The sequence below is a fragment of the Pseudomonas sp. 008 genome (assembly GCF_016861935.1).
Lineage (GTDB): Bacteria > Pseudomonadota > Gammaproteobacteria > Pseudomonadales > Pseudomonadaceae > Aquipseudomonas.
The window spans coordinates 130,510-157,106 of record NZ_BOMA01000013.1; the positions used below are offsets into that span (position 1 = coordinate 130,510).

Genomic DNA, 26,597 nt, shown 5'->3' on the forward strand with positions numbered 1-26,597 from the left:
CACAGGGGTAGCTCTTACAGGGGGAGTTCTTTAGAGCAATGTCTCGATGCGCAACGAATTGGTTGACCCCGGCTGCCCAAAGGGCACGCCCGCGGTAATCAGCAACGTATCCCCGCGCTGAGCCATCCCCTGTGCCTGAGCGATTTCCAGCGCCGTCGAGCACACTTCATCCACCTGTCGCAGCCGATCGTTGACCACCGAGTGCACGCCCCACGCCACCGTCAATCGCCGGGCGGTTTGCAGGTTTGGCGTCAGGTTGAGGATCGGCACCGTCGGCCGCTCCCGTGCGGCCCGCAGGCTCGAGGTGCCGGACTCGCTGTAGTTCACCAGCACCGCCACCGGCAGCACGTTGCTGATGCGGCGGATCGCGCAACTGATGGCGTCCGACACCGTGGCCTCGGCTTTTGGCCGGCTCACGTCCAGTTGGGTCTGATAATCCGGGCCGTTTTCCACCTGGCGGATGATCTTGCTCATCATCTGCACGGCTTCCAGCGGGTACTCGCCAGACGCGGTTTCCGCCGACAGCATCACCGCATCCGCGCCTTCGGCCACCGCGTTGGCGACGTCGGTGACTTCGGCGCGGGTCGGGGCCGGGGAGAAGCGCATCGACTCCAGCATCTGCGTCGCCACCACCACCGGTTTGCCGAGTTGGCGGCAGGTGCCGATGATGTTTTTCTGAATCTGCGGCACGCTTTCGGCCGGCACTTCCACGCCCAGATCACCGCGAGCGACCATGATCGCATCGCTCAATTCAGCGATTTCCCGCAGCTGAGTCACGGCCGATGGCTTCTCGATCTTGGCCATCAAGAACGCTTTGTCGCCGATCAGCGCGCGGGCTTCGCGGATGTCTTCCGGGCGTTGCACGAACGACAGCGCGACCCAGTCCACCCCCAGCTCCAGACCGAAGCTCAAATCACGGCGGTCCTTGGCGGTCAGCGGGCTCAGGTCGAGCACCGCTTGCGGCACGTTGACGCCTTTGCGGTCCGACAGTTCGCCGCCGTTGAGCACCGTGGTGTCGATGGCGTCGGCGTACTTGGTCACCACCCGCAGGCGCAGCTTGCCGTCATCCAGCAGCAAGTCCATGCCGGGCTCCAGCGCGGCGATGATTTCCGGGTGGGGCAGGTTGACCCGGCGCTCGTCCCCCGGCGTCGCATCCAGATCCAGGCGCAGCGCCTGGCCGCGATATAGCTGCACTTTGCCCTGGGCGAATTTGCCGACCCGCAGTTTCGGGCCTTGCAGGTCCATCAGAATCCCCAGCGGATAATTCAGCTGGCGCTCGACTTCACGAATCCACTGATAGCGCTGCGCGTGGTCGGCGTGATCGCCGTGGCTGAAGTTCAGGCGAAAGATATTGACCCCGGCGCGCACCAGTTCACGGATATCGTCGATCCCGTCGGTGGCCGGGCCGAGGGTGGCGAGGATTTTGACCTTCTTGTCAGGCGTCATGATTAGGGCTCTCGAGAATCAGAATGGCGCGGAAGTCGTTGACGTTGGTACGGGTCGGCTCGGTGACGATCAGTGCATCGAGCGCCGCGAAGTAGCCATAGCCATTGTTATTGTCCAGCTCATCGCAGGCAGTGAGGCCGAGGGCGGCGGCACGGGCATAGCTGTCCGGAGTCATGATGGCGCCGGCGTTGTCTTCGGAGCCGTCGATGCCGTCGGTGTCACCGGCCAGGGCGTAGACGCCGGGCAGGCCTTTGAGGCTGTCGGTCAGGCTCAACAGGAATTCGGCGTTGCGCCCGCCACGGCCATTGCCGCGCACGGTGACGGTGGTTTCGCCGCCGGACAGAATCACGCACGGCGCCGCCAGCGGCTGGCCGTGCTGGACGATCTGCCGCGCAATGCCGGCGTGGACCTTCGCCACTTCCCGGGATTCACCTTCCAGGTCGCCGAGAATCAACGGGCTGAAACCCGCCTGACGGGCTTTCACCGCCGCCGCTTCCAGTGACTGCTGTGGGCGGGCGATCAATTGGAAATGACTGCGGGCCAGGCTCGGATCGCCGGGTTTGACCGTCTCCGACTCGGGACTTTGCAGCCAGGTGCGCACCGAGGCCGGGACTTCGATGGCATAGCGCTTGAGGATCGCCAACGCTTCAGCCGAGGTGCTCGGGTCGGCCACGGTGGGGCCGGAGGCGATGACCGTGGCGAGGTCGCCCGGCACATCGGAAATCGCATAGGTGTAAACCGTGGCGGGCCAGCAGGCTTTGCCCAGACGCCCACCCTTGATCGCCGAGAGGTGCTTGCGCACGCAGTTCATCTCGCCGATGGTCGCGCCGGATTTGAGCAGCGCTTTGTTGATCGATTGCTTGTCGGCGAGGGTGATGCCGGCGGCGGGCAAGGCGAGCAGGGCAGAGCCACCGCCCGAGAGCAGGAAGATCACGCGGTCGTCTTCGCTCAGGTTGCTGACCAGTTCCAGAACCCGTTTCGCGACGGCCAGACCGGCAGCGTCCGGCACCGGGTGCGCGGCTTCGACCACTTCGATTTTTTCGCACGGGGCGCCGTGGCCGTAGCGGGTCACCACCAGGCCAGACACTTCACCCTGCCAGCAGCGTTCGACCACCTGGGCCATGGCTGCGGCGGCTTTACCGGCGCCGATGACGATCACCCGACCGCTGCGGTCGGTTGGCAAATGGGCTTCAAGGACATGCTGCGGATGGGCCGCGTCGATGGCTGTGGCAAACAGCTCGCGCAGCAATTGTTGCGGATTGACCGACATGGCGGGCTCCCGGAATTCTTGTTATTGGGTTTGTCGCGGACCCTGTGGGAGCGACTCTGTGGCGAGGGGGCTTGCCCCCGTTGGGTTGCGAAGCAGCCCCAAAATCTGTGATGCACTGAAGATCTTGTGAGTGCTACGCACTCAAACGGGGGCAAGCCCCCTCGCCACAGGCTCGCTCCTGCAGGTTTGATGCGGTTTGGGGCAGGGCTTACTTCTTGTCGCGAATCGAGAAATTCGCCATGTGTTCCAGGCCCTTGATCAGCGCCGAGTGATCCCAGTTGCTGCCACCGATGGCCGCGCAGGTGCTGAACACCTGTTGGGTATTGGCGGTGTTCGGCAGGTTGATGTTCAGCTCGCGCGCACCGGCCAGGGCCAGGTTCAGGTCCTTCTGGTGCAGGCTGATGCGGAAGCCCGGGTCGAAGGTGCCCTTGATCATGCGCTCGCCGTGAACTTCCAGGATCTTCGACGAGGCGAAACCACCCATCAGCGCTTCACGCACTTTCGCTGGGTCGGCACCGTTTTTCGAGGCGAACAGCAGCGCTTCGGCCACGGCCTGGATGTTCAGCGCGACGATGATCTGGTTCGCCACTTTCGCGGTTTGCCCATCGCCGTTGCCACCGACCAGGGTAATGTTCTTGCCCATGGCCTGGAACAGCGGCAGGGCGCGTTCGAAGGCATCGGCTTCACCACCGACCATGATGCTCAGGGTCGCAGCCTTGGCGCCGACTTCACCGCCGGAAACTGGTGCGTCGAGGTATTGCGCGCCTTTCTCGTTGATTTTGGCGGCGAAGGTTTTGGTGGCGGTCGGCGAGATCGAGCTCATGTCGATCACGACTTTGCCCTTGCTGACACCCGCCGCAACACCGTCGGCGCGGAACAGCACGTCATCGACCTGCGGGGTATCCGGCACCATGACGATGATGAATTCGGCTTCCTGGGCGACTTCTTTCGGGTTGGCCAGCGCAACGGCGCCAGCAGCCAGCAGATCGGCAGGGGCGGCGTCGTGGTGCGCCGACAGGAACAGGCTGTGACCGGCTTTCTGCAGGTTCAACGCCATTGGGTGGCCCATGATGCCGGTGCCGATAAATCCGATTTTAGCCATGAGAAAATCCTCTTGTTTTTTGTGTGGCTCCCGGCTCTGGACCGATGAGCTCTTTGTGGCGAGGGGGCTTGCCCCCGTTGGGTCGCGAAGCGGCCCCAAAACTGTTTGCGCAGTGAATCAGGTAGAGCGCGTGTGCAGGTTTTACGACTGCTTCGCAGCCGAACGGGGCAAGTCCCCTCGCCACACGTCAGATTGCGTTATGGGTTTTCAACCAGCCCAGACCCGCTTCAGTCGTGGTCAGCGGCTTGTATTCACAGCCGACCCAACCCTGGTAACCGATGCGGTCCAGGTGTTCGAACAGGAAGCGGTAGTTGATTTCACCGGTGCCCGGTTCGTTGCGCCCTGGGTTGTCTGCCAATTGCACGTGGTTGATCTCGTCCAGGTGCGCGGCCATGGTGCGGGCCAGGTCGCCTTCCATGATTTGCATGTGATAGATGTCGTATTGCAGGAACAGGTTGGCGCTGCCGACCTGTTCGCGAATCGACAGGGCTTGCGCCGTGTTGTTCAGGTAGAAGCCCGGAATGTCGCGGGTGTTGATCGCTTCCATCACCAGCTTGATGCCTGCCGCTTGCAGCTTGTCGGCCGCGTACTTGAGGTTGGCGACGAAGGTTTTTTCCACGGTGGCCTCGTCGACGCCTTGTGGACGAATACCGGCCAGGCAGTTGACCTGAGTGTTGCCGAGCACTTGGGCGTAGGCAATGGCCAGATCGACACCGGCGCGGAACTCTTCGACCCGATCCGGCAGGCACGCGATACCGCGTTCGCCCTTGGCCCAGTCACCGGCCGGAAGGTTGAACAGCACCTGGGTCAGACCGTTGGCATCGAGCCTGGCCTTGATTTCGGCAGAGCTGAAGTCATAGGGGAACAGGTATTCGACACCACTGAAGCCGGCCTTGGCGGCAGCGTCGAAACGGGCAAGAAAATCCTGCTCGGTGAACAGCATGGACAGGTTGGCTGCGAAACGCGGCATGGTGATCTCCTGTATATGTGTGAGGCCTCCTGTAGGAGCCGGCTTGCTGGCGATGGCGGTGTATCAATCGACATTGATGTGATTGACACATCGCCATCGCCATCGCCAGCAAGCCGGCTCCTACAGGGGAACGATCAGCGGTTAATCGAGCAACGAAATCGCCGTTGGCGCATCGTTGCCGACCAGCGCCAGGTCTTCGAATTCGTTGACGGCGTTGATCTCGGTGCCCATGGAAATGTTGGTCACGCGCTCCAGAATGATCTCGACGATTACCGGCACCTTGAACTCTTCGATCATCTCCTGAGCCTTGCGCAGGGCAGGCTGGATCTGGCCGGGTTCGAATACCCGCAGGGCCTTGCAACCCAGGCCTTCGGCGACCGCGACATGGTCGACACCGTAGCCGTTGAGCTCTGGAGCGTTGAGGTTGTCGAAGGACAGCTGCACGCAGTAGTCCATGTCGAAACCACGCTGCGCCTGACGGATCAGCCCCAGGTACGAGTTGTTCACCACGACGTGGATGTACGGCAGCTTGAACTGCGCGCCCACCGCTAGTTCTTCGATCATGAACTGGAAGTCGTAGTCGCCCGAGAGCGCCACCACCTTGCGGGTCGGATCGGCCTTGACCACGCCGAGCGCGGCCGGAATGGTCCAGCCCAACGGGCCGGCCTGGCCGCAGTTGATCCAGTGACGCGGTTTGTAGACGTGCAGGAACTGCGCGCCGGCAATCTGCGACAGACCGATGGTGCTGACGTAGCAGGTGTCCTTGCCGAACACCTGGTTCATCTCTTCGTAAACGCGCTGCGGCTTGACCGGCACGTTGTCGAAGTGAGTCTTGCGCTGCAGGCTGGCTTTGCGCTGCTGACAGTCTTGCAGCCAGGCGCTGCGGTTTTTCAGCTTGCCAGCGGCTTGCCACTCGCGAGCGACTTCGATGAACACGGTCAACGCGGCAGCGGCGTCGGACACGATGCCCAGGTCCGGGGTGAACACGCGGCCGATCTGGGTCGGTTCGATGTCGACGTGGATGAATTTGCGGCCTTCGGTGTAAACGTCGACCGAGCCGGTGTGACGGTTGGCCCAGCGGTTACCGACGCCCAGTACCACATCGGACTTCAGCATCGTGGCGTTGCCATAACGGTGCGAGGTTTGCAGGCCGACCATGCCGACCATCAGCGGGTGATCGTCCGGGATGGTGCCCCAGCCCATCAGGGTCGGGATGACCGGAATACCGGTCAGCTCGGCGAACTCCACCAGCAACTCGCTGGCGTCGGCATTGATGATGCCGCCACCGGCCACCAGCAATGGGCGTTCAGCCTGGTCGAGCATGGCCAGGGCTTTTTCCACCTGCACGCGGGTCGCGCTCGGCTTGGCCAATGGCAGCGGCTGGTAGGCGTCGATGTCGAATTCGATTTCGGCCATCTGCACGTCGAACGGCAGGTCGATCAGCACCGGGCCGGGGCGACCGGAGCGCATCTCATAGAAGGCTTTCTGGAAGGCGTAAGGCACCTGGCCCGGCTCCAGAACAGTGGTCGCCCACTTGGTGACCGGCTTGACTATGCTGGTGATGTCGACGGCCTGGAAGTCTTCCTTGTGCATACGGGCCCGCGGTGCTTGCCCGGTGATGCACAGGATCGGGATCGAGTCGGCCGAAGCGCTGTAGAGCCCGGTGACCATGTCAGTACCGGCAGGTCCCGATGTGCCGATGCACACGCCGATGTTGCCGGCCTTGGTGCGGGTGTAACCCTCGGCCATGTGCGAGGCGCCTTCAACGTGGCGAGCGAGGACGTGATCGATGCCACCGACCTTCTGCAAGGCGGAGTACAGCGGGTTGATCGCGGCGCCCGGGATGCCAAAAGCGGTATCGACCCCTTCGCGGCGCATCACCAGAACGGCGGCTTCGATTGCTCTCATTTTGCTCATTGTTTTGTGCCTCTTACGTTTTGTAATTGTATACAAGTGGCTTTGCGCAGAGTGTATTCACGGCGGACGGCGCAGGTCAATCCATTTTCTCAAGCGGCTGTTTCATTCGTCGGAAGCCCAAATAACTGTGGTTTTTCGTCGCATGTCGCGCTTTTCGAAAATAATTGTATACAAAAAAATAATTCATTGTGTTCTATTTGTTGCATCGGATTGCGCAACACAAAGCAATCCAACGGCTTTCCCTATAACAAAATGAGGACGGCACCATGAGCGCTTTAACCTTGAAAGTCGCAGTCAACCTGGCCGGTCAGGCCATCACCGCGGGGCGGGCGATCTCTGCCGCGCCATTGACCGTTGCAGTACTGGATGCCGGCGGGCACCTGATAACGCTGCAACGTGAAGACGGCGCCAGCCTGCTGCGTCCGCAGATCGCCATCGGCAAGGCCTGGGGCGCGATTGCCCTGGGCAAGGGCTCACGCCTGCTGGCACAGGACGCCCAACAACGCCCGGCCTTCTTCGCCGCGCTGAATAGTCTGGGGCAGGGCAGCGTCGTCCCGGTACCCGGCGGCGTGTTGGTTCGGGATCAGGACGGGACTGTGTTGGGAGCGGTGGGCATCAGCGGTGATCTGTCAGATGTCGATGAGCAATGTGCGATCCGCGCGATCGAGGGGCAGGGGTTGAAGGCGGATGCGGGGGTGGCTGGTTGATCTTCGGCGCCTGATTTACCGCTTTCGCGAGCTTGCTCGCGAAAGTGCCTTGCGGACGAAAACAGCTTTTTAGCTGCCTGCTTTCTCCGTTGAAATTTCCATCCGGTAAATTCCGGATTTTTAGAATTTTGTGCGAAACATTTGGCTGTTGCCGAATATTTTCGCAAGAAAATTCATAGGTATCACTCGTATCATTCTCTCGGAACAGGCCGAGAGCTTTACAATGAAAACAACACTGTCGTGGTGGGATATCAGCCCGCCTCTGAGCACCGCTACACCTACCTGGCCGGGTGACACACCTTTCCAGGAAGAGCGCGTTTGGACGTTCGGACCCGAGTGTCCGGTGAATGTCGGGCGTATCACCCTGTCGCCTCACACGGGGGCCCATGTCGACGCGCCGCTGCATTACAGCGCTGATGGAGTGGCCATTGGCGATGTGTCGCTCGATGTCTATATGGGGCCTTGCCGTGTGCTGCATTGCCTGAATAGCGGCCGGCTGGTACACCCCGAGCAGCTTGAAGGTCGCTTGCAAGACCTGCCTGAACGGGTGCTGCTGCGCACCTGGCAACAAGCGCCATTGAGCGCCTGGGATCCGGATTTCACCGCCGTCGCCAAAGAAACCGTCGACCTGCTGGCGAACCTCGGTGTGCGCTTGATCGGTATCGATACGCCATCGCTGGACCCTCAGCAATCCAAAACCATGGATTCGCACAATGCCGTAGCCCGACATGGCATGGCCATCCTCGAGGGCATCGTGCTCGATGACGTCCCGGAAGGGGACTATGAATTGATCGCGCTGCCGCTGCGTTTTGCCCATCTGGACGCCAGTCCGGTCAGGGCAATTTTGCGTCCACTGAATAAACCGCAACTTGAGGAGCCGACTCAATGAGCCAATGCCCCTATTCAACTGCAAACCAGACGGAAGAATGGCATAACGCCGAGCTGAATTTTTCCGACTCCATGAGCTACGGCGACTACCTGGATCTGGGGCGCATTCTCAGCGCACAGCACCCGTTATCTCCGGACCATAACGAGATGCTGTTCATCATCCAGCATCAGACGTCAGAGCTGTGGATGAAGCTGATGCTGCACGAGCTCAAAGCCGCTCGTGAACACATTCGACAGGGAGAGTTGCCGCCCGCGTTCAAGATGCTGGCGCGGGTCTCGCGGATTTTTGATCAACTGGTGCATGCCTGGACGGTGCTGGCCACCATGACACCCACCGAGTACCACGCGATACGGCCGTTTCTGGGGCAGTCATCGGGCTTTCAGTCGTTCCAGTACCGCGAGATCGAATTCATTCTGGGCAACAAAAGCGCGACCCTGTTGCGCCCCCATGCGCATCGGCCGGAACTGTTGCAGGCGCTTGAAAAGGCGATCGCCACACCGTCGCTGTATGACGAGGCGATTCGCTTGATGGCCAGCGCAGGCTTGACCATCGACCCACAGCGTTTCGAGCGCGATCCGAGCACTCCGACGGCGCATGACGCGTCGGTCGAAGCCGCCTGGCGCGAGGTCTACACTGACCCTTCGCGTTATTGGGATCTCTATCAGCTGGCGGAGAAACTCATCGACCTTGAGGACTCGTTCCGTCAATGGCGCTTCCGGCATGTGACCACGGTCGAGCGGATCATCGGCTTTCAACCAGGGACCGGTGGCACAGAAGGTGTCGGTTATCTGCGCAAGATGCTCGATACCGTGTTGTTCCCGGAGTTGTGGCGAGTGCGCTCAACTCTTTAATTTACCGAGAATGATGTTTGAACGCTTAAACCGAGCGGCAATTGAGTAAATTGACGCATTCAAACCATGCCTGACCATAACAATTAAAAGGTAACCAGATGGCGGATGAAATCTTGAGGCAAGGCGAGCTCAAGCGAGGGCTGAAAAATCGTCATATTCAGCTGATCGCATTGGGCGGAGCGATAGGGACCGGGTTGTTTCTCGGCTCTGCCGGAGTACTCAAATCGGCCGGGCCGTCGATGATCCTCGGCTATGCGATTGCCGGCTTCATCGCCTTTCTGATCATGCGCCAGCTGGGCGAGATGATTGTCGAGGAACCGGTGGCCGGCTCCTTCAGTCATTTTGCCCACAAGTACTGGGGCGGCTATGCCGGCTTTCTGTCCGGCTGGAACTACTGGGTGCTGTATGTGCTGGTGGGCATGGCCGAGTTGACGGCTGTCGGCAAGTACGTGCAGTTCTGGTGGCCGGAAGTCCCCTCCTGGGTCAGCGCGGCGGTGTTCTTCGTCCTGGTCAATTTGATCAATATGATGAACGTCAAAGTCTTCGGCGAGATGGAGTTCTGGTTCGCAATCATTAAGGTCGTCGCGATCATTGGAATGATCGTCCTGGGCTGCTACATGTTGTTCAGCGGAACGGGCGGCCCGCAGGCCTCGGTCAGCAATCTGTGGAGTCACGGCGGCTTCTTTCCCAACGGCACCACTGGGTTGCTGATGTCCATGGCGTTCATCATGTTCTCCTTCGGCGGCCTGGAACTGGTCGGTATCACCGCCGCTGAAGCCAGCGAGCCGGGTAAGGTGATTCCCAAGGCGATCAACCAGGTGGTTTATCGCGTGCTGATCTTCTACGTCGGCGCACTCACGGTGTTGTTGTCGCTGTATCCGTGGGATCAACTGCTACAGACACTGGGCGCTTCGGGCGATGCCTATAGCGGCAGCCCGTTCGTGCAGATCTTCTCCTTGATCGGCAGCGACACCGCAGCGCACATCCTCAATTTCGTGGTGCTCACCGCAGCACTCTCTGTCTATAACAGTGGCGTCTACTGCAACAGCCGCATGCTCTATGGCCTGGCCGAACAGGGCGACGCACCCAAGGCGCTGATGAAACTGAACAAGCAGGGCGTGCCTCTACTGGCGCTGGGCGTATCTGCGTTGATCACCATGCTGTCCGTGCTGGTTAACTACCTCGCCCCGCATGAAGCGCTTGAGTTGCTCTTTGCACTGGTGGTCGCATCGCTGATGATCAACTGGGCGATGATCAGCCTGACGCACCTGAAATTTCGCAAAATCATGGGCCAGCGAGGTATCGTACCGGGCTTCAAGGCGTTCTGGTTCCCTTACAGCAATTACTTGTGCCTGGCCTTCATGGCCATGATTGTCTGCGTCATGCTGATGATTCCAGGGATACGCGCTTCAGTCTTCGCCATACCGGTGTGGGTGTTGATCATCTTCGGTTTTTACCGGATGCGTATGGCCAAGGATCGGGCCTTGCCGATAGTTCAATAGCCTTTGCCGTGAGTGCGCCGTGATGAGTAGCAACGCTGATCCGCAGTTTCGCGACATTCGTATCGATCACTATGACCTCGAGGGTGCAAGGAGCTGGATGTCTGGTATCTGCGGGCCGCACCGCCTCCAGACTTCGACGCCCGAGCGGATCCGCTTTCATCACAGCGCCAATGTGTTCAAGTCGATGGCCACGACCCTGGGCACGCTCTCGTACGGCACCGATGTCACCATCGATATCGAAGACGCCGAGCACTTCAGCAGTTACAGCCTGAGTTTGCCTTTGGTGGGCGAGCAGGAGCTGAGCAAGAATGGCAGCGTGTCGAAATCCAACCGCGATCAAGGGGTGATCATTTCCCCGAACGAGAACCAGATGCTGGCGATCTCCGGCGACTGCCGCAAAGTTCAGGTGGTGATCACCCGCGTCGCCATGAGCGAGTCGCTGGAGGGCATGCTGCAGCGACCGTTGGATACGCCGCTGCGTTTCGAGCCGGTGATGGATGCGGTGGACGGCGCGTCGGCCTCGTGGTGGCGCATGGCGCGTTATTTCATCGCGGAGCTGGAACGCAGCAATGAACTGTACGAACAGGTGGTCTTCACTCGGGACATCGAAAGCTCATTGATCAAAGGCTTGATCCTCGCCCAGCCGAACAACTACTCCGAAGAATTGCGCAACGTGCTCGGCGTGAAACTGCCGCACTACCTGATCAGGGCCAAGCGATACATTCACGACAATGCTCGCGAAGCCTTGCACCTGGAGGATATCGAGGTCGCGGCCGGGGTCTCGCGTTTCAAGCTGTGCGAGGCGTTCAAGAAGTACTTCGCCCTGTCGCCGATGGTCTACCTGAAAAAATACCGGTTGAACGCTGTGCGCCAGGAAATCCTCGAACACGGCTCGGCGCGCAATATTTCCGCGATCGCCATGGGCTGGGGCTTTACGCATCTGGGACGTTTTTCCGCCGAATACCGCAAGTTGTTCGACGAGTCCCCCAGCACGACCTTGCAGCGTAACGAAGCCCGGCGCATACGCGGGGTCTGAATATCCCGGTGTCCAGAATTGAATCAGATCTGCGACAGCAGCCTGATGAAGCTCTATTTGTGGCGAGGGAGCTTGCTCCCGCTGGGCTGCGAAGCAGCCCTAAAGCCTGCGGATGGGGGATCTCTGACAAACCTCGGTTGCGAATTTCAGGACCGCTTCGCGCTCCAGCGGGAGCAAGCTCCCTCGCCACAATTGATCACCTGATCATCGATATCCATTAACTGGCGCTCACTTACGCACCACCAAATCAAGCAACGTCTCCCGCTCCTTGATTTTCTGCAACACGATTTCCGAGCGGATATCAGTCACCCCCGCCGTGCGGTTCAGGTGGTTGACGATGAAGTCGGAGAAGTGCTTGACGTTACGCGCCTGGACCCGCAGTACATAGTTGCTCGCCCCGGTAATCACGTAGGCGGTGACCACTTCCGGCCACAACTGGACCTTCTTGATGAAGGTCTCGTGCCAGTCCTCGACGTCCTGTCGCAATGACACATGGACGATGGCTTCCAGTTCGACTCCCAGCTTCTCTGCGTTCAGCATCGCGCGATAGCCAGTGATGATTCCTTCACTTTCCAGCAAGCGTAAACGGCGCAAGCAGGCCGATGGAGACAGTGCGACTTTCTCTGCCATTTCGTGGTTGCTGATACGGCCGTCACGTTGCAAGAGATGCAGGATTCGCAGGTCTGTGGGGTCGAGAGTCATGGATAGAATAAATCCTCGATATTTGGCGTTGGATTCGAATTTTCTACGAGATAAATACTAGATGGCCGCTTACTTTGCACGAAAATTCTCTAAAGCTTCGTTCATTATTTCCTCGTCGTGAAGGCGCAAATAACGCCTGAAACACGACACTCACACCCGACTATTGCGATCTGCCCGGACGGCACTTCTTTCAAAAAGCAGGACACCCAATGACTACAAGAAACGATTGTCTGACGCTTGATGCGCAGGACGCTCTGGCCCCTCTGCGTCAGCAGTTTGCGCTCCCCGAAGGGGTGATCTATCTCGACGGCAACTCCCTCGGCGCGCGCCCGGTCGCAGCGCTGGCGCGTGCTCAGGCAGTGATCGCCGATGAATGGGGCAATGGCCTGATCCGCAGTTGGAACAGCGCTGGCTGGCGCGATTTACCTGAACGTCTGGGCAATCGACTGGCGGGGCTGATTGGCGCCGGTGACGGCGAAGTGGTGGTGACCGACACCACCTCGATCAACCTGTTCAAGGTGCTCAGCGCCGCCCTGCGCGTGCAGGCCATGCGAGCGCCGACGCGGCGGGTGATCGTCAGCGAGACCAGCAACTTTCCGACTGACCTGTATATCGCCGAAGGTCTGGCGGACATGCTGCAGCAGGGCTACAGCCTGCGTCTGGTCGACAGCCCGCAAGAGCTGGCGCAAGCGATTGACCAGGACACCGCGGTGGTCATGCTCACCCACGTCAACTACAAGACCGGCTACATGCACGACATGCAGGCCCTGACCGCGCTGACCCATGAATGCGGCGCGCTGGCCATCTGGGACCTGGCGCATTCCGCCGGGGCGGTGCCGGTCGACCTGCATCAGGCGCGCGCCGACTACGCCATCGGTTGCACCTACAAGTACCTCAATGGCGGTCCGGGCTCGCAAGCTTTCGTCTGGGTTTCCCCTGAGTTGTGCGATCTGGTGGCGCAACCGCTGTCCGGCTGGTTCGGTCATTCGCGGCAGTTCGCCATGGAGTCGCATTACCAGCCGAGCAGCGGAATCGCCCGCTATTTGTGCGGCACCCAGCCCATCACTTCATTGGCGATGATCGAGTGTGGTCTGGATGTCTTCGCCCAGACCGACATGGCCAGCCTGCGCAGCAAGTCCCTGGCGCTGACGGACCTGTTCATCCAGTTGGTCGAGCAGCGCTGCGCCGCTCACGAGCTGACCCTGGTCACTCCACGCGAACACGCCAAACGTGGCAGCCATGTCAGCTTCGAACATCCCCAGGGTTATGCGGTGATCCAGGCCTTGATCGCCCGTGGCGTGATCGGCGATTACCGCGAGCCGCGGATCATGCGGTTCGGCTTCACCCCGCTGTACACCAGCTTCACCGAGGTCTGGGATGCGGTGCAGATCCTCGGCGAAATACTTGATCAGAAAACCTGGTCGCAAGAGCAATTCCAGATCCGCCACAGCGTCACCTGATACCCCCCGACGCCTTTGTCTTGCTGCCGCGAATTTCCCGGCAGCAGGGCTTCGGTCGCCTCCGATAAGCACTTCTGTGAAAACACAATAATAAGGAACACGCAGAATGAAACTGTCCCTTTGGCCCGCCTTGCCGCTCGCCATTACCAGCTGTCTCGGCCAAGTGGCCCATGCCGCACCCGACAATGGATTCGTTGAAGACAGCAGCCTGACCCTGACCCATCGCAATTTCTATTTCTACCGCAACAACCTCAACAACCCGGGCGGCCAGAACTATCGGGAGGAGTGGGCCCACGGACTTATGCTTGATTATCGTTCCGGCTATACCCAGGGCACAGTGGGTTTCGGAGTCGACGCCTACGCGCAGTTGGGTCTCAAGCTCGACAGCGGCAGGGGGCGTACCGGCACCGGTTTGTTGCCGGTCGGTTCCGATGGACGCGCCGAGGATGAGTATTCCGAAGCGGGTGGCGCGCTCAAGGTGCGGATCTCGAAGACCGAACTCAAATACGGCAATCTGACACCGCTCAACCCGGTGTTCGGCACCGGCTCGGCGCGCCTGTTCACCACCTACGCCAATGGTTTCCAGCTGACCAGCAACGAGTTGAAAGGACTGAAACTCGATGCCGGGCACTTCACCTCGGGCAATGACAGTGCGTCGACCAACGACGATGGCGCCCTCAAGGCACTGTATGCCGGGGTGGAAACCCGCAGCGTCGATTATCTGGGCGGCAGTTATGCCCTGAGCGATCAATTGAGCGTCAGCCTGTACGGTTCGCAGTTCGCTGATATCTGGCGGCAGTACTACGCCAACGCCAACTACAGCTATGCCCTGAGCGAAAACCAGTCGCTGAACCTGGATTTCAACCTCTATCGCACCGACGACTATGGCCAACGCCTGGCCGGCAAGATCGACAACACTACCTGGTCGCTGGCCGCCGCGTACAAGGTTGGCGCGCACCGCTTGACCCTGGCCTACCAACGGGTCGATGGCGATGAACCGTTCGATTATCTCGGCTTCGATCAGCAGCCGGGCACCTCGGTATTCCTTGCCAACTCGGTACAGATCCTCGACTTCAACGCGCCCAATGAGCGTTCCTGGCAGCTGCGTTATGACCTGGACATGGCGCCTTTCGGCGTGCCGGGCCTGAGCTTCATGTCGCGCTATGTGAGCGGTGACCATATCGACGACAGCCACTACGACGGCGGCCCCAATGGTGCCTATGGACGTTACGGCAGTGACGGCAAGCGCTGGGAGCGTGACATTGAAGCGCGCTACGTGGTGCAGGAGGGCAAGGCCAAGGACCTGTCGATACGTGTGCGCCAGGCCAGTATGCGTTCCACCGCCCAGGTGGCCCGGGCGGACACCACCGACAACAACGAAGTCCGGGTGATCATCGAGTATCCGCTGAATATTTTCTGATCCGTGGCTGATCTCCACCGGCAACCCAAACGATTTGCTCTCTTCAAGAAAGACAATATTCAGAGGAAAGAAAAATGACCGATAACGCCGGTTTTGAAAACATCTCCAAGCGTGAGCAGGGCCTCAGGCGCCAGCTCACCTCGGGTCAGATGAGCATGATCGCCATTGGCGGTGCGATTGGCACCGGGCTGTTCATGGGCAGTGCCTACGCCATTGGTTATGCCGGGCCGAGCGTGCTGCTCAGCTATGCGATTGGCGCGATCATCACGCTGTTGTTGATGGGCTGTCTGGCGGAAATGACGGTGGCCCATTCGACGTCCGGCTCGTTCGGCGCCTATGCCGAATTCTATGTCAGCCCATTGGCCGGGTTCCTGGTGCGCTATGCCTATTGGGCGGCGATTGTGCTGGCAGTGGGCACGGAAGTGACGGCGGTGGCGATGTACATGAAGTATTGGTTCGCCAACGTACCGGAATGGATCTGGATTGTTTCGTTCTCGAGCATGCTGATCGTGCTCAACGCCATCAGCGTGAAAACCTTCGGCACCTTCGAGTACTGGTTCTCGACCATCAAGATCGGTGCGATTGTCGGCTTCATCATCCTCGCGGTGTATGTGGTGTTCGGTTCCGGCAACGCGGATTACGGCGTGCACAATTACACCGCCCACGGCGGCTTCTTTCCCAATGGTCTGCAAGGCATGTGGATTGCGGTGATCGTCTCGATCTTCAGCTATCTGAGCGTGGAAATGATCGCAGTGGCCGCCGGCGAGGCGCAGGACCCGGAGCGGGCGGTGAAGAAGGCTTTTCGTGCGACCATCGTGCGGCTGGTGGTGTTCTACCTGCTGACCCTGGCCCTGATGCTGGCGATTGTGCCGTGGGTCCAGGCCGGTCAAGCGCAGAGCCCATTCGTCACCGTCATGCAGACCATCGGCATTCCCGGCGCAACCGGCGTGATGAACTTCGTGATCCTGATTGCGGCGTTGTCGGCGATGAACAGTCAGCTCTACATCACCACCCGCATGATGTTCAGCCTGTCCCGCGGCGGTTATGCACCCAAGTCCATGGGGGTGTTGAGCAAGACCGGAATCCCGCTGAATGCCTTGTTGCTGTCGAGCTCCGGCATTGCCCTGGCAACGTTGCTCAATGTGCTGTACCCGGAAAGCTCCTTCACCTTGATGATGGCGATCTCGATGTTCGGCGCGATCTTCACCTGGTTCATGATCTTCCTGACCCACTACTGTTTCCGTCGCTACCACGAGCGCAACGGTGAACGGAAACTGTCCTTCCGCATGCGCCTGTTCCCGTACACCACGCTGTTGGGGCTGCTGCTGATGGGCGCGGTGATGATCACCACCTACTTCACCGATGCCTTCAAAATGACCTTGGTATTCGGTGTGCCTTTCCTGCTGATCCTCACGATTGTCTACTGGATCTTCTTCAGAAAACCCAGGGCAGCCGTGGCGTTGAATCCGCTGCCGAAGGTTTAGAGGGCGCAAACATGCAATCCCGACCGGCAGTTTTCATGGACTGCCGAGTCGGCATTGATCCTGGGCCGCTATCAGTCCGGCTCACACCCCTTGAGCACCAACCGGATAATCGTCTGTGCCGCCGCCTCATAATCAGCCTCATCCAGCTTGGCCTTGCCGGTCACTGCAGAAATCTGCCAGTCGAAATCGGCGTAGGTCTGGGTCGCGGCCCAAATGCTGAACATCAGGTGGTTGGGGTCGATCGGGGCGATCTGGCCGCGGTCGATCCAGGTCTGGATGCAGTCGATGTTGTGCCTGGCCTGGCCGTTGAGCTGCTCGACCAGGTCGGGGCTCAAATGCGGGGCGCCGTGCATGATTTCGCTGGCGAACACCTTGGAGGCGAAGGGCAGGTCGCGGGAGATGCGGATTTTCGAGCGGATGTAGCCACTGAGCACCTCGCTGGGCACGCCGTCGGCGTTGAACGGCGTCGAGGCTTGCAGGATGGGCTCGATGATGCTTTCCAGGACCTCGCGGTAGAGGTTTTCCTTGGATTTGAAGTAGTAATAGACGTTAGGCTTGGGCAGCCCGGCCTTGGCCGCGATGTCACTGGTTTTGGTCGCAGCGAAGCCCTTGTCGGCAAATTCTTCACTGGCGGCACGCAGGATCAGTTCTTTGTTGCGCTCGCGGATAGTGCTCATAAACCAAGGGGTTCCTTGCCTGTTCTGGCGGTTGCGCATGGTAGCACCGGCCTCGCGCGACGCTCAAGAATGCCCCGTGTGGCCTCGGGTCGCGTTATGCTGCGCACCATTCATTCAAGAAGGAAACCCGATTCATGGCAGGAAGCAGTTTGCTGGTGCTGATCGACGACATCGCCACCGTACTGGACGATGTAGCGTTGATGACCAAAATGGCCGCGAAGAAGACCGCCGGTGTACTGGGCGACGATCTGGCGCTCAACGCCCAGCAGGTTTCCGGCGTGCGTGCCGAACGGGAAATCCCGGTGGTATGGGCAGTCGCCAAGGGCTCGTTTCTCAACAAGCTGATCCTGGTGCCGTCGGCATTGGCCATCAGTGCGTTCATTCCGTGGCTGGTCACACCGTTGCTGATGGTCGGTGGCGCTTACTTGTGCTTCGAAGGCTTCGAAAAACTCGCCCACAAATTCCTGCACAGCAAAGCCGAAGATCAGGCTGAACACGCAGAGTTGGTCGAGGCCGTGGCCAATCCGGCAGTCGATCTGGTGGCGTTCGAGAAGGACAAGATCAAAGGGGCGATTCGTACCGACTTCATTTTGTCGGCGGAAATCATCGCCATCACCTTGGGCACTGTGGCTGACGCTTCGCTGACCCAGCAAGTGATCGTGCTCTCGGGCATCGCCATCGTCATGACTATCGGCGTCTATGGCCTGGTGGCCGGCATTGTCAAACTCGATGACCTCGGTCTATGGCTGACCCAGAAGCCTGGGCAAATGGCCAAAAGCATCGGCGGCGGGATTCTGCGTGCAGCGCCGTACATGATGAAAAGCCTGTCGGTGATCGGCACCGCGGCGATGTTTTTGGTTGGCGGCGGGATTCTGACCCATGGCGTGCCGGTGGTTCATCACTGGATCGAGAGTGTCACCGCAGCGTCTGGTGGGGCCGGGTTTATCGTGCCGACGTTGCTCAATGCGGTGGCCGGGATTGTCGCGGGCGCGGCGGTGTTGGCGGGGGTGATGGCGGTAGGCAAGCTCTGGAAAATGGTGAAAGCCTGAAACTCTGGGAGCTGGTGTTTGATACGCCGCGCATGAAAAAGGCCATTCGACGCAAATCGAATGGCCTTTTTTGTTGCCGACGAAGTTACTCGGCGATCTGCAGCTTGCGCGCCTCGGTATACACGTAACGCACTTTTTCATACTCGAACGGTGTGTTCATCTGCCCGTAGCGGAAGCCGTTCTGATAGCGCTTGTCGATGCCGCGCAGTACCCAGATTTCCGGGTGGTTGGAACTGACTTCGGACACGTTCAGGAAATTGATCGCCGATTCGCCGGTGTAGTCGACCGCCAGGCCTGCGGTGTCACGCAGGTTCGACGGGCCGAGGATCGGTAGCACCAGGTAGGCGCCGCCCGGTACGCCGTAGAAGCCCAGGGTCTGGCCGAAGTCTTCATTGCGGCGCGGCAGGCCCATGGCGGTGGCCGGATCCCACAGGCCGGCGACACCGATGGTGGTGTTGAGCAGCAGGCGAGCGGTGGTGTCCAGCGAGCGCTGCCCCTTGAATTGCAGCAGGCTGTTCACCAGGTTCGGCACATCACCGAGGTTGTTGAAGAAGTTGCTGACGCCGGTGCGCAGGAAACTTGGGGTGACGTAGCGATAGCCGTTGACCACGGGCAGGAACACCCATTCGTCGAACCGGTAGTTGAAGTGGTAGACGCGGCGGTTCCACTCTTCCAGCGGGTCATAGACGTTCAGTGCGTTGAGCGATGAGCGTTCGAACTCTCGCTGGTCCAGCCCCGGGTTGAATTTGAGTTTGCTCAGCGGTTCCTTGAAGCCGTCTTTATCGATAACCACTGGGGCGTTGGCTTTGCTGTTGTCGGCATTGGCGACGCCTGCACAGAGTAACGCTGCGATCAGCAGGAGGTATTTAGCCACGGAAAAACTCCAGCATGGCGTCGCTGTTGACGCGATAGTTGAGGTTGCCGCAATGGCCGCCCAATGGATAAACAGTCAAGCGGTCGCCAAAGGTGCGGCGCAGAAAGCCCAGGTCGCCAGGGCCGAGGATCACGTCGTCGGCGTTGTGCATGACGGCGATTTTCGGGCTGTCGTGCAGGTAGTCCTTCAGTGCATACAGGCTGACCTGATCGATCAGTTGCAGCAGGCTGCCACCGTCGGTGCGGGCGCGCCACATCGGGATAACCTGCTCGGTGATGTAGCAGTCGAAGTCGCACTGCAGCGCGCGTTTAAGGAACGGCGTGAGGGTTGTGCCTTCGGTGATCGGGAATTTCGGTGGTGTGATCAGGCCGCGACGGTTGATCAGGTCCGAGGTAAAGGCGATGTCTGCCGCCGAGAAACGGAACGAAGTGCCGATCAGCATTGCCATCTGCTCGTTGCTCAGGTGTTGCTTGGACTGCTGGAAGTCGTAGAGCAGGGCGTCGTTGAGGTCGATGTAGCCCTTTTGCTGGAAGTAGCGGGTCAGTTTCCCCAGCACCAGCTCATAGAAAGTGGTGGTGTTGTTGATGCCCTTGACCTCGGTCTGTACCAGCTTGTCCAGGTTGGTGACCGAGGTGTAAAGGTTGACCGGCGGGTTGAGCAGCAAGACTTTCTTGAAGTTGAAGCTGCGACGGGTCTCGTCCAGGTGTGCAACAAAAGCCGCATCCAGGGCGCCGAGGCTATAACCGGTCAGGAAATAATCGGTGACCGGCAGCTTCGGGTTTTGCGCCCGCACGGCCTGCATCACCCGGTACATGTCTTCGGCATCTTCCTTGGTTACGCCCGGGGTGGCGAAGCGCGAGGCGGCGCTCATGAAGTCGAAGCTGGTGGGCGACGACAGCTGCACCACGTGATAGCCGGCCTTGTAATAGAGCTTTTTCAGGTATTCGTTGAGGGTGCTGTCATAGCGTGCACCGGTGCCGGAGATCAGGAAGATCAACGGTGCGGCATGATCCTGCGTGGCGATGCGATAGGTGAGTTTTTTCACCGGCCAGAAGTTGTCCGGCAGATTGAACTCACGCTCCGGGCGCATCGTGACACTGCGGTCCGACTGATTGATGTCTTCATCCAGCGGCAATTCCGGGCGCAAGTCGGGCGGTGTCGTGGCGATGGTCGCCTCGAACGGGTTGGTCAGGGGGTAGCCATAACTGGCGGCGTCAATATCGGCCGCCAGTACGGACGCACTTAAAAGCAAGCCGCCAAACAGGGCGGCGAAGCGCAAGGAACGGAGCATGACTAGATCCCTTAGAGGAAGGTGCCAGATGAAGTTCGCAGGCTATGACCATCGGATTTGGGCCAAAGTGCCATGCATCGGCCGCAAACAGGCCTGATTTCGGAGCAACGGTAGCGGGACGATACACTTTGCAGTTATTTCATGAACAGTTAATTGATGTTATTTGCTTACCACGGGCGGGGGATTAAGCTGGCGGCCGATTTCGTTTATTGGAGTGCTTCATGTCCCGCCGTCTGCCTGTGATTCTGCTGCTCGTTCTTCTGCCATTGTGGCTGGCCGCCAGTTATGGCGCGCGTTATGGCTTCATGGAGGATGCTCAATGGGTCGGCATCTGCGTTGACGAGGCCAGTCGCTGGGAATGCCAGGTGCGTTCGAACCTGGGTTTGATGATTCATTTCAAGGTGTTGGGCTGGGCGGCAGTGGCGGCAGCCGTGACCGGTTTTGTGCTGCCAGGGCGGGCAGGGTGGTGGTTGGCGGTATTGGCGCTGGTGCTCGGGTTTCCGGCGCTGGCGTTGTACACCACCACGTTGGCGGTGTTTGCGGTGGTGATTGCTGCTTTGCGTCTGGTTCGGGCATAAAAAAGATCGCAGCCTGCGGCGGCTCCTACACGGGGATATACGTTTCCCTGTGGGAGCCGCCGCAGGCTGCGATCTTTTGATCTTGCTGTGTTGATTACCCTTTGCGAACCCGCAAGCTGCGCCACAACGCCGCGACCATCAACACACTCACCAGCGCCCAGCCCCAAGCCTGCTGATTCTGCAGACCTTCACGAAACAGCTGCGGCGCAATGCCGGCGCCGATGATGAAGGTCAGCACGGCGATTTCCCGACGAGGCACGCTCACCGGCCGGCACAGGTACACCAGTGCCGGCAGGATGAAGGCGACACTCGGGAAGCTGCGATAACGCGGGTCGAACACCAGTTCCAGCATCATCACCGCCGCGGCAAAACCTGTCGCTGCCAGCCACCAGCCGGCTCGACGTTCGAGTGCATTGAAGGCGCGCCCACGCCAACCGGTGCGGGCGCTCAAGGTCAGCGCGGCATGGGCCAGCACCAACAGGTTCAACCCCGTCAGCAACGCTACCCACAACCATTCACTGGCAAACCGGGTGGTGACGCGGGCAAGGTCGCCCCAGGCGCCAATCGAGCAGGCCGCCAGGGCACCGAGCAGTGGCAGTACCAACGCTGCGCGGGTGCTGCGAACCCGACCGCCGAGGATCAGCGTGCCGATGAAGATCAAGCCACCCACCGCCAGCCATTGCGACCAGTACGGCACGTTCGAGACCGGCCCGGCGAGCACGCCCTTGTCCTGGCGATCGGCATCGAACAGTCCCCAATAACCGCCCACCGCCCCTTCGCTGGCGCGTTTCCAGGGCTGGTCGAATGCCTCGATCAGGTTGTAATGCCAGCCTTGCTGCTCGGCCATGATCACAAAGCTGCGGATGAACTTGGCTTCATTGACCCGGCTCGGCAGCGCCGTTTCGCGCTGACGACCTTCGCTCGGCCAACCGGTTTCGCCAATCATCACGTCCTTGGGCGCGAACTTGTTGCCGAACACCTGGCGCACTTCAGCCACATGTTGCAGCGCGGCGTCGATGTTCGACGGATCGTCTTCCCAGTACGGCAATAAATGGATGGTCAGGAAATCCACTGCCGGGGCGACTTCCGGGTGTTTGAGCCAGAACTCCCAGACGTCGGCGTAGGTCACTGGTTGCTTGATCCGGCTTTTGACTTTATTGATCAGCGTTGCCAGTTGCGCGCCGGTGACTTCCTTGCGCAGCAGGGCTTCGTTGCCGACGATGACCGAGGTCACCACATCCGGGTTGGCATTAGCCGAGGCGATCAGCAGGTCGACTTCCTTGGCGGTGTCCACCGGGTTGCTGTTGACCCAGGCGCCGATCATCAGCTTCAGGCCGTGCTTGCGCGCCAGGTCGGGCAGATCCTGGAGGCCGGTCATGGAATAGGTGCGGATGCATTCGAAACGGGTCGCCAGCAGCGCGAGGTCGGCGTCCATGCGCTCGGGGCGCAGTTTGAACGGCACGTCGAATGGCGATTGGTCCTTGTCGAACGGGGTGTAGGAGGCGCATTGCAGCTTGTGCGTTGCGCTGGCCACGTCCGGCAGGATCACCGGTTTGCCGAGGCCGTACCAGAAGCCGCCGAGGGCAAACAGCCCCAGCAGGCAAGCGAAAAGATAAGCCAAAAAAGGAAAGCGTGATGTCGCGGGCATGTTCAGGCCGTCTGGGAGCAAAGCCGGGCATGTTACCTGCATTTTGCCTACGCTTGGTGGGCTGCTTGGTTTTGACATGCAAAGTTCAGGCGGGATGGCCTATGCATTTTTAGTTGTCGCGATTAATGGCCTTCTGATGTCGTTTCTCGATGTCTTGAGGTCGCTGGCAGAGCAGGTCACTGTTGGCGTCAGGTTGATGATCGACACGTCAGTACTCCACTGATAATCGAGCGAGTTTGCGGTCGGCGTGATGGGGGCGCTGTGCACCATAAAAATACGTTGAGCGACTCGGCATCCGTCGAGTGCAGCACTTTCGGGGAAGTAACGATGAAGATGCGACGACTCTTGGGCGCAGGTGCCGCTTTGGTGCTGGCAATCAGTTCTACCGTAGCCAGCGCTGAAGGCAAGGCAGTAACGATCGGTTATGTCGACGGCTGGTCGGACAGCGTCGCCACGACCAACGTGGCTGCTGAAGTGATCAAACAGAAACTCGGTTATGACGTGAAACTGCAAGCGGTTGCCACCGGGATCATGTGGCAAGGTGTGGCCACCGGCAAACTCGACGCCATGCTGTCGGCGTGGCTGCCTGTGACTCACGGCGAATACTGGGCGAAGAACAAGGATCAGGTCGTCGACTACGGCCCGAACTTCAAGGATGCGAAAATCGGTCTGATCGTGCCGGAGTACGTCAAGGCCCAGTCGATTGCGGATCTGAAAACCGACGAGAGCTTCAAGGGTCGTATCGTCGGCATCGACGCCGGTTCAGGCGTGATGCTCAAGACCGATCAGGCCATCAAGGATTACGGTCTGGACAATTACACCCTCAAGGCCAGTTCCGGCGCCGGCATGATTGCCGAGCTGACCCGTGCCGAGAAGAAAAACGAATCCATTGCCGTCACCGGTTGGGTGCCGCACTGGATGTTCGCCAAGTGGAAACTGCGCTTCCTGGAAGACCCGAAAGGCGTTTACGGCGCAGCTGAAACCGTGAACAGCATCGGCAGTAAAGAACTGGCAACCAAAGCGCCTGAAGTCGCGAAGTTCCTGAAGAACTTCCAGTGGGCGTCGAAAGACGAAATCGGCCAGGTCATGTTGGCGATTCAGGACGGTGCCAAGCCTGAAGCCGCAGCGAAAGACTGGGTTGCTAAACACCCGGATCGCGTTGCCGAATGGACCAAATGATTTGAGCTGAAGCGTCTGGTCAGCACCTCTCAAGGCCCCTTGGCTTAAATGCCAAGGGGCCTTTTGCTTTCTGTGGGAATTCGGCGGGGGAGAAGCCGTCATGTCGTTCTAATACTAAGGTCGTCTGGAACCTCTCCGGCAGCCGCATAGAGTGGATAGCGTTCCAACTAAAATCTGTGCTGCGAGGATAAAAACAATGAACGACAGCATTTACCTCTCGATTCAAAACAGCCCGCGCTTCAAGGAGCTGGTTAGCAAGAGGGAACGATTCGCCTGGATTCTTTCAGCGATCATGCTTGGGCTGTACTCCGGATTCATCCTTTTGATCGCTTACGGGCCGCATATTCTGGGCGCAAAAATCAGCCCCGAGTCTTCGATTACCTGGGGCATTCCGATCGGTGTCGGGCTGATTGTCTCGGCCTTTGTCCTGACTGGCATCTACGTACGACGCGCCAACGGCGAATTCGACGACTTGAACAATGCGATTCTCAAGGAGGCTCAGCAATGATCCGGCGTCTAATCGCTCTCTTGAGCATCGCAGCCTTTGCACCGGGCGCCTGGGCGGCTGAGGCCCTGACAGGTGCAGTGCAGAAACAACCGCTCAACGTATCCGCGATCATGATGTTCGTGGTGTTCGTCGGGGCAACCTTGTGCATCACCTATTGGGCGTCCAAGCGCAACAAATCGGCCGCCGACTACTATGCGGCGGGTGGCAAGATCACCGGTTTCCAGAACGGTCTGGCAATTGCCGGTGACTACATGTCCGCGGCATCCTTCCTGGGTATTTCCGCCCTGGTGTTCACCTCCGGCTACGACGGCCTGATCTATTCGATCGGCTTCCTGGTGGGTTGGCCGATCATTCTGTTCCTGATCGCCGAACGCCTGCGTAACCTGGGCAAGTACACCTTTGCCGACGTGGCGTCCTATCGCTTGGGGCAAACCCAGATCCGCTCGCTGTCGGCGTGCGGTTCGCTGGTGGTGGTGGCGTTCTACCTGATCGCGCAAATGGTCGGTGCCGGCAAGCTGATTCAGCTGCTGTTCGGCCTGGACTACCACGTTGCGGTGATCCTGGTCGGTATCCTGATGTGCCTGTACGTGCTGTTCGGCGGCATGCTGGCGACCACTTGGGTGCAGATCATCAAGGCGGTGCTGTTGTTGTCCGGTGCCTCGTTCATGGCGCTGATGGTGATGAAGCACGTCAACTTCGACTTCAACACGCTGTTCTCCGAGGCGATCAAGGTTCACGCCAAAGGTGAAGCAATCATGAGCCCGGGCGGCCTGGTGAAAGACCCGATCTCGGCGTTCTCCCTCGGCCTGGCACTGATGTTCGGTACCGCTGGCCTGCCGCACATTCTGATGCGCTTCTTCACCGTGAGCGACGCGAAAGAAGCACGTAAAAGTGTGCTGTATGCAACCGGCTTCATTGGCTACTTCTACATCCTGACCTTCATCATCGGCTTCGGCGCGATCCTGCTGGTCAGCACCAACCCGGCCTTTAAAGATGCGGCAGGTGCGCTATTGGGCGGCAACAACATGGCGGCGGTGCATTTGGCCAACGCGGTGGGTGGCAGTGTGTTCCTGGGCTTCATCTCGGCGGTGGCGTTCGCGACCATTCTGGCGGTGGTGGCCGGCCTGACCCTGGCCGGTGCCTCGGCAGTGTCCCATGACCTGTATGCCAGCGTGATCAAGAAGGGCAAGGCCAACGAGAAGGACGAAATCCGCGTCTCGAAAATCACCACCATCGCCCTGGCGGTGCTGGCGATCGGCCTGGGCATTCTGTTCGAGAAGCAGAACATCGCGTTCATGGTGGGCCTGGCGTTCTCCATCGCGGCGAGCTGTAACTTCCCGGTGCTGCTGCTTTCCATGTACTGGAAGAAACTGACGACTCGCGGTGCGATGATCGGCGGTTGGTTGGGGCTGGTCAGTGCTGTTGGCTTGATGGTGCTGGGGCCAACCATCTGGGTGCAGATCATGGGTCACGAGAAGGCGATCTTCCCGTATGAATACCCGGCGCTGTTCTCGATGATCATTGCCTTTATCGGGATCTGGTTCTTCTCGATCACTGACAAATCTGCTGCGGCTGACAATGAGCGGGCGCTGTTCTTCCCGCAGTTTGTCCGTTCGCAGACGGGGTTGGGGGCGAGTGGGGCGGTTTCGCACTAAGGCTTCTTATATATAAGCTGCGCTGACACGAATGCCCCGGTCGAGAGATCGGGGCATTTTTATTGGGCGGTTATCGCCCTTTGTGTGTACATATCCGTTTCTGCGGTAACGCCGGCTGGCGGTTTCGCTCTTACAGCGAGTCACTTTGAAAAAGGGGCGGGCAGAGTGAGATCAAAAGCCAGATCAAGATCAAAAGATCGCAGCCTTCGGCAACTCCTACGGGGGAACGCGTTCATTTGAAGCTAGGTCGGCCGGTAGGCCGCCTCGCTTTGCTTTTGAGGTGCACGCCCCCTCGAGAGGACCGGAGCGAGGGCATGCCGAGCCAAGGCGAGGCACCGAACGAAAGGGGCAAGAGCGCTTTGGTTACTTTCGCGCTTTTCGA

General features: G+C 59.6%; 23 protein-coding genes. 13 read left to right on the top strand and 10 right to left on the bottom strand.

Annotation, left to right across the window (positions count from 1 at the left end; genetic code table 11):
• Positions 1-30: 30 nt before the first annotated feature.
• From pyk to gcl, 5 genes are all read right to left on the bottom strand, one after another.
• Complete coding sequence (pyk, locus tag JUI81_RS23980; RefSeq protein ID WP_019648133.1) at positions 31-1,446, bottom strand: pyruvate kinase; 1,416 nt, start codon at positions 1,444-1,446, stop codon at positions 31-33.
• On the bottom strand, positions 1,436-2,716 hold the full coding sequence (locus JUI81_RS23985) for a glycerate kinase (RefSeq protein ID WP_111454385.1): 1,281 nt from the start codon (positions 2,714-2,716) through the stop codon (positions 1,436-1,438). The genes pyk and JUI81_RS23985 overlap by 11 nt, the downstream gene beginning before the upstream one ends.
• A gap of 208 nt (positions 2,717-2,924) precedes the next feature.
• The gene (locus JUI81_RS23990) at positions 2,925-3,818 is read right to left on the bottom strand and encodes a 2-hydroxy-3-oxopropionate reductase (RefSeq protein ID WP_018925086.1); all 894 of its coding nucleotides are present in this window, start codon (positions 3,816-3,818) and stop codon (positions 2,925-2,927) included.
• 187 nt (positions 3,819-4,005) lie between these two features.
• Positions 4,006-4,788, bottom strand: a complete 783-nt coding sequence (gene hyi / locus JUI81_RS23995; protein WP_018925087.1) for a hydroxypyruvate isomerase — start codon at positions 4,786-4,788, stop codon at positions 4,006-4,008.
• Between the two features lie 141 nt (positions 4,789-4,929).
• Positions 4,930-6,705 carry a glyoxylate carboligase gene (gcl, locus tag JUI81_RS24000; protein WP_018925088.1) on the bottom strand — a complete coding sequence of 592 codons (1,776 nt, stop codon included), beginning with the start codon at positions 6,703-6,705 and terminating at the stop codon, positions 4,930-4,932.
• Positions 6,706-6,971: 266 nt separating this feature from the next.
• On the opposite strand from gcl, the gene JUI81_RS24005 reads away from it, so the two are divergent.
• The 5 genes from JUI81_RS24005 to JUI81_RS24025 all read left to right on the top strand — a co-directional run bounded on the left by JUI81_RS24005 (position 6,972) and on the right by JUI81_RS24025 (position 11,690).
• On the top strand, positions 6,972-7,412 hold the full coding sequence (locus tag JUI81_RS24005) for a heme-binding protein (RefSeq protein WP_204125191.1): 441 nt from the start codon (positions 6,972-6,974) through the stop codon (positions 7,410-7,412).
• Positions 7,413-7,635: 223 nt separating this feature from the next.
• Positions 7,636-8,301, top strand: a complete 666-nt coding sequence (kynB, locus tag JUI81_RS24010) for an arylformamidase (RefSeq protein WP_026286331.1) — start codon at positions 7,636-7,638, stop codon at positions 8,299-8,301.
• A complete protein-coding gene (kynA, locus tag JUI81_RS24015) occupies positions 8,298-9,152 on the top strand; it encodes a tryptophan 2,3-dioxygenase (RefSeq protein WP_204125192.1) in 855 nt (284 codons plus the stop codon). Before kynB ends, kynA begins: the two co-directional genes overlap by 4 nt.
• 98 nt (positions 9,153-9,250) lie before the next feature.
• Positions 9,251-10,654, top strand: a complete 1,404-nt coding sequence (locus tag JUI81_RS24020) for an amino acid permease (protein WP_019579611.1) — start codon at positions 9,251-9,253, stop codon at positions 10,652-10,654.
• Positions 10,655-10,676: 22 nt separating this feature from the next.
• Positions 10,677-11,690 carry an AraC family transcriptional regulator gene (locus tag JUI81_RS24025; protein WP_204125193.1) on the top strand — a complete coding sequence of 338 codons (1,014 nt, stop codon included), beginning with the start codon at positions 10,677-10,679 and terminating at the stop codon, positions 11,688-11,690.
• 228 nt (positions 11,691-11,918) lie between these two features.
• Here JUI81_RS24025 and JUI81_RS24030 read toward each other — a convergent pair whose 3' ends face one another.
• On the bottom strand, positions 11,919-12,392 hold the full coding sequence (locus tag JUI81_RS24030; protein ID WP_018925093.1) for an Lrp/AsnC family transcriptional regulator: 474 nt from the start codon (positions 12,390-12,392) through the stop codon (positions 11,919-11,921).
• A gap of 209 nt (positions 12,393-12,601) precedes the next feature.
• Here JUI81_RS24030 and kynU point away from each other — a divergent pair, with 209 nt between their 5' ends.
• The 3 genes from kynU (at position 12,602) to JUI81_RS24045 (ending at position 16,756) form a co-directional block, all read left to right on the top strand.
• On the top strand, positions 12,602-13,852 hold the full coding sequence (gene kynU, locus JUI81_RS24035) for a kynureninase (protein ID WP_204125194.1): 1,251 nt from the start codon (positions 12,602-12,604) through the stop codon (positions 13,850-13,852).
• A 106-nt stretch (positions 13,853-13,958) separates the two neighbouring features.
• Complete coding sequence (locus JUI81_RS24040; RefSeq protein WP_204125195.1) at positions 13,959-15,272, top strand: OprD family porin; 1,314 nt, start codon at positions 13,959-13,961, stop codon at positions 15,270-15,272.
• Between the two features lie 74 nt (positions 15,273-15,346).
• Positions 15,347-16,756: an amino acid permease gene (locus JUI81_RS24045; protein WP_019579615.1), complete on the top strand. Its 1,410-nt coding sequence runs from the start codon at positions 15,347-15,349 to the stop codon at positions 16,754-16,756.
• A 71-nt stretch (positions 16,757-16,827) separates the two neighbouring features.
• On the opposite strand, the gene JUI81_RS24050 is transcribed toward JUI81_RS24045, so the two are convergent.
• Positions 16,828-17,433, bottom strand: a complete 606-nt coding sequence (locus JUI81_RS24050) for a TetR/AcrR family transcriptional regulator (protein ID WP_007939160.1) — start codon at positions 17,431-17,433, stop codon at positions 16,828-16,830.
• Between the two features lie 134 nt (positions 17,434-17,567).
• Here JUI81_RS24050 and JUI81_RS24055 point away from each other — a divergent pair, with 134 nt between their 5' ends.
• Complete coding sequence (locus JUI81_RS24055) at positions 17,568-18,482, top strand: DUF808 domain-containing protein (RefSeq protein ID WP_019579616.1); 915 nt, start codon at positions 17,568-17,570, stop codon at positions 18,480-18,482.
• Between the two features lie 85 nt (positions 18,483-18,567).
• Here JUI81_RS24055 and JUI81_RS24060 read toward each other — a convergent pair whose 3' ends face one another.
• The gene (locus JUI81_RS24060; RefSeq protein ID WP_018925098.1) at positions 18,568-19,356 is read right to left on the bottom strand and encodes a VacJ family lipoprotein; all 789 of its coding nucleotides are present in this window, start codon (positions 19,354-19,356) and stop codon (positions 18,568-18,570) included.
• Entirely contained in the window at positions 19,349-20,647 is a 1,299-nt protein-coding gene (locus JUI81_RS24065) for a serine protein kinase PrkA (protein ID WP_019579617.1), read from the bottom strand. The genes JUI81_RS24060 and JUI81_RS24065 overlap by 8 nt, the downstream gene beginning before the upstream one ends.
• A gap of 221 nt (positions 20,648-20,868) precedes the next feature.
• Here JUI81_RS24065 and JUI81_RS24070 point away from each other — a divergent pair, with 221 nt between their 5' ends.
• A complete protein-coding gene (locus JUI81_RS24070; protein ID WP_019579618.1) occupies positions 20,869-21,225 on the top strand; it encodes a hypothetical protein in 357 nt (118 codons plus the stop codon).
• 94 nt (positions 21,226-21,319) lie between these two features.
• Here the strand turns inward: JUI81_RS24070 and JUI81_RS24075 are convergent, their stop codons facing one another.
• Entirely contained in the window at positions 21,320-22,915 is a 1,596-nt protein-coding gene (locus JUI81_RS24075) for a beta (1-6) glucans synthase (RefSeq protein WP_204125196.1), read from the bottom strand.
• Between the two features lie 285 nt (positions 22,916-23,200).
• Between JUI81_RS24075 and JUI81_RS24080 the strand changes: the two genes are divergently transcribed.
• The 3 genes from JUI81_RS24080 (at position 23,201) to JUI81_RS24090 (ending at position 26,215) form a co-directional block, all read left to right on the top strand.
• Positions 23,201-24,052, top strand: coding sequence for a glycine betaine ABC transporter substrate-binding protein (locus JUI81_RS24080; RefSeq protein WP_028940017.1), 852 nt, complete (start codon positions 23,201-23,203; stop codon positions 24,050-24,052).
• Positions 24,053-24,248: 196 nt separating this feature from the next.
• On the top strand, positions 24,249-24,560 hold the full coding sequence (locus JUI81_RS24085) for a DUF485 domain-containing protein (protein ID WP_007939152.1): 312 nt from the start codon (positions 24,249-24,251) through the stop codon (positions 24,558-24,560).
• Positions 24,557-26,215 (top strand): cation acetate symporter, encoded by a 1,659-nt coding sequence (locus tag JUI81_RS24090; RefSeq protein ID WP_018925104.1) that lies wholly within the window; start codon positions 24,557-24,559, stop codon positions 26,213-26,215. The genes JUI81_RS24085 and JUI81_RS24090 overlap by 4 nt, the downstream gene beginning before the upstream one ends.
• The last annotated feature ends 382 nt before the right edge of the window (positions 26,216-26,597 follow it).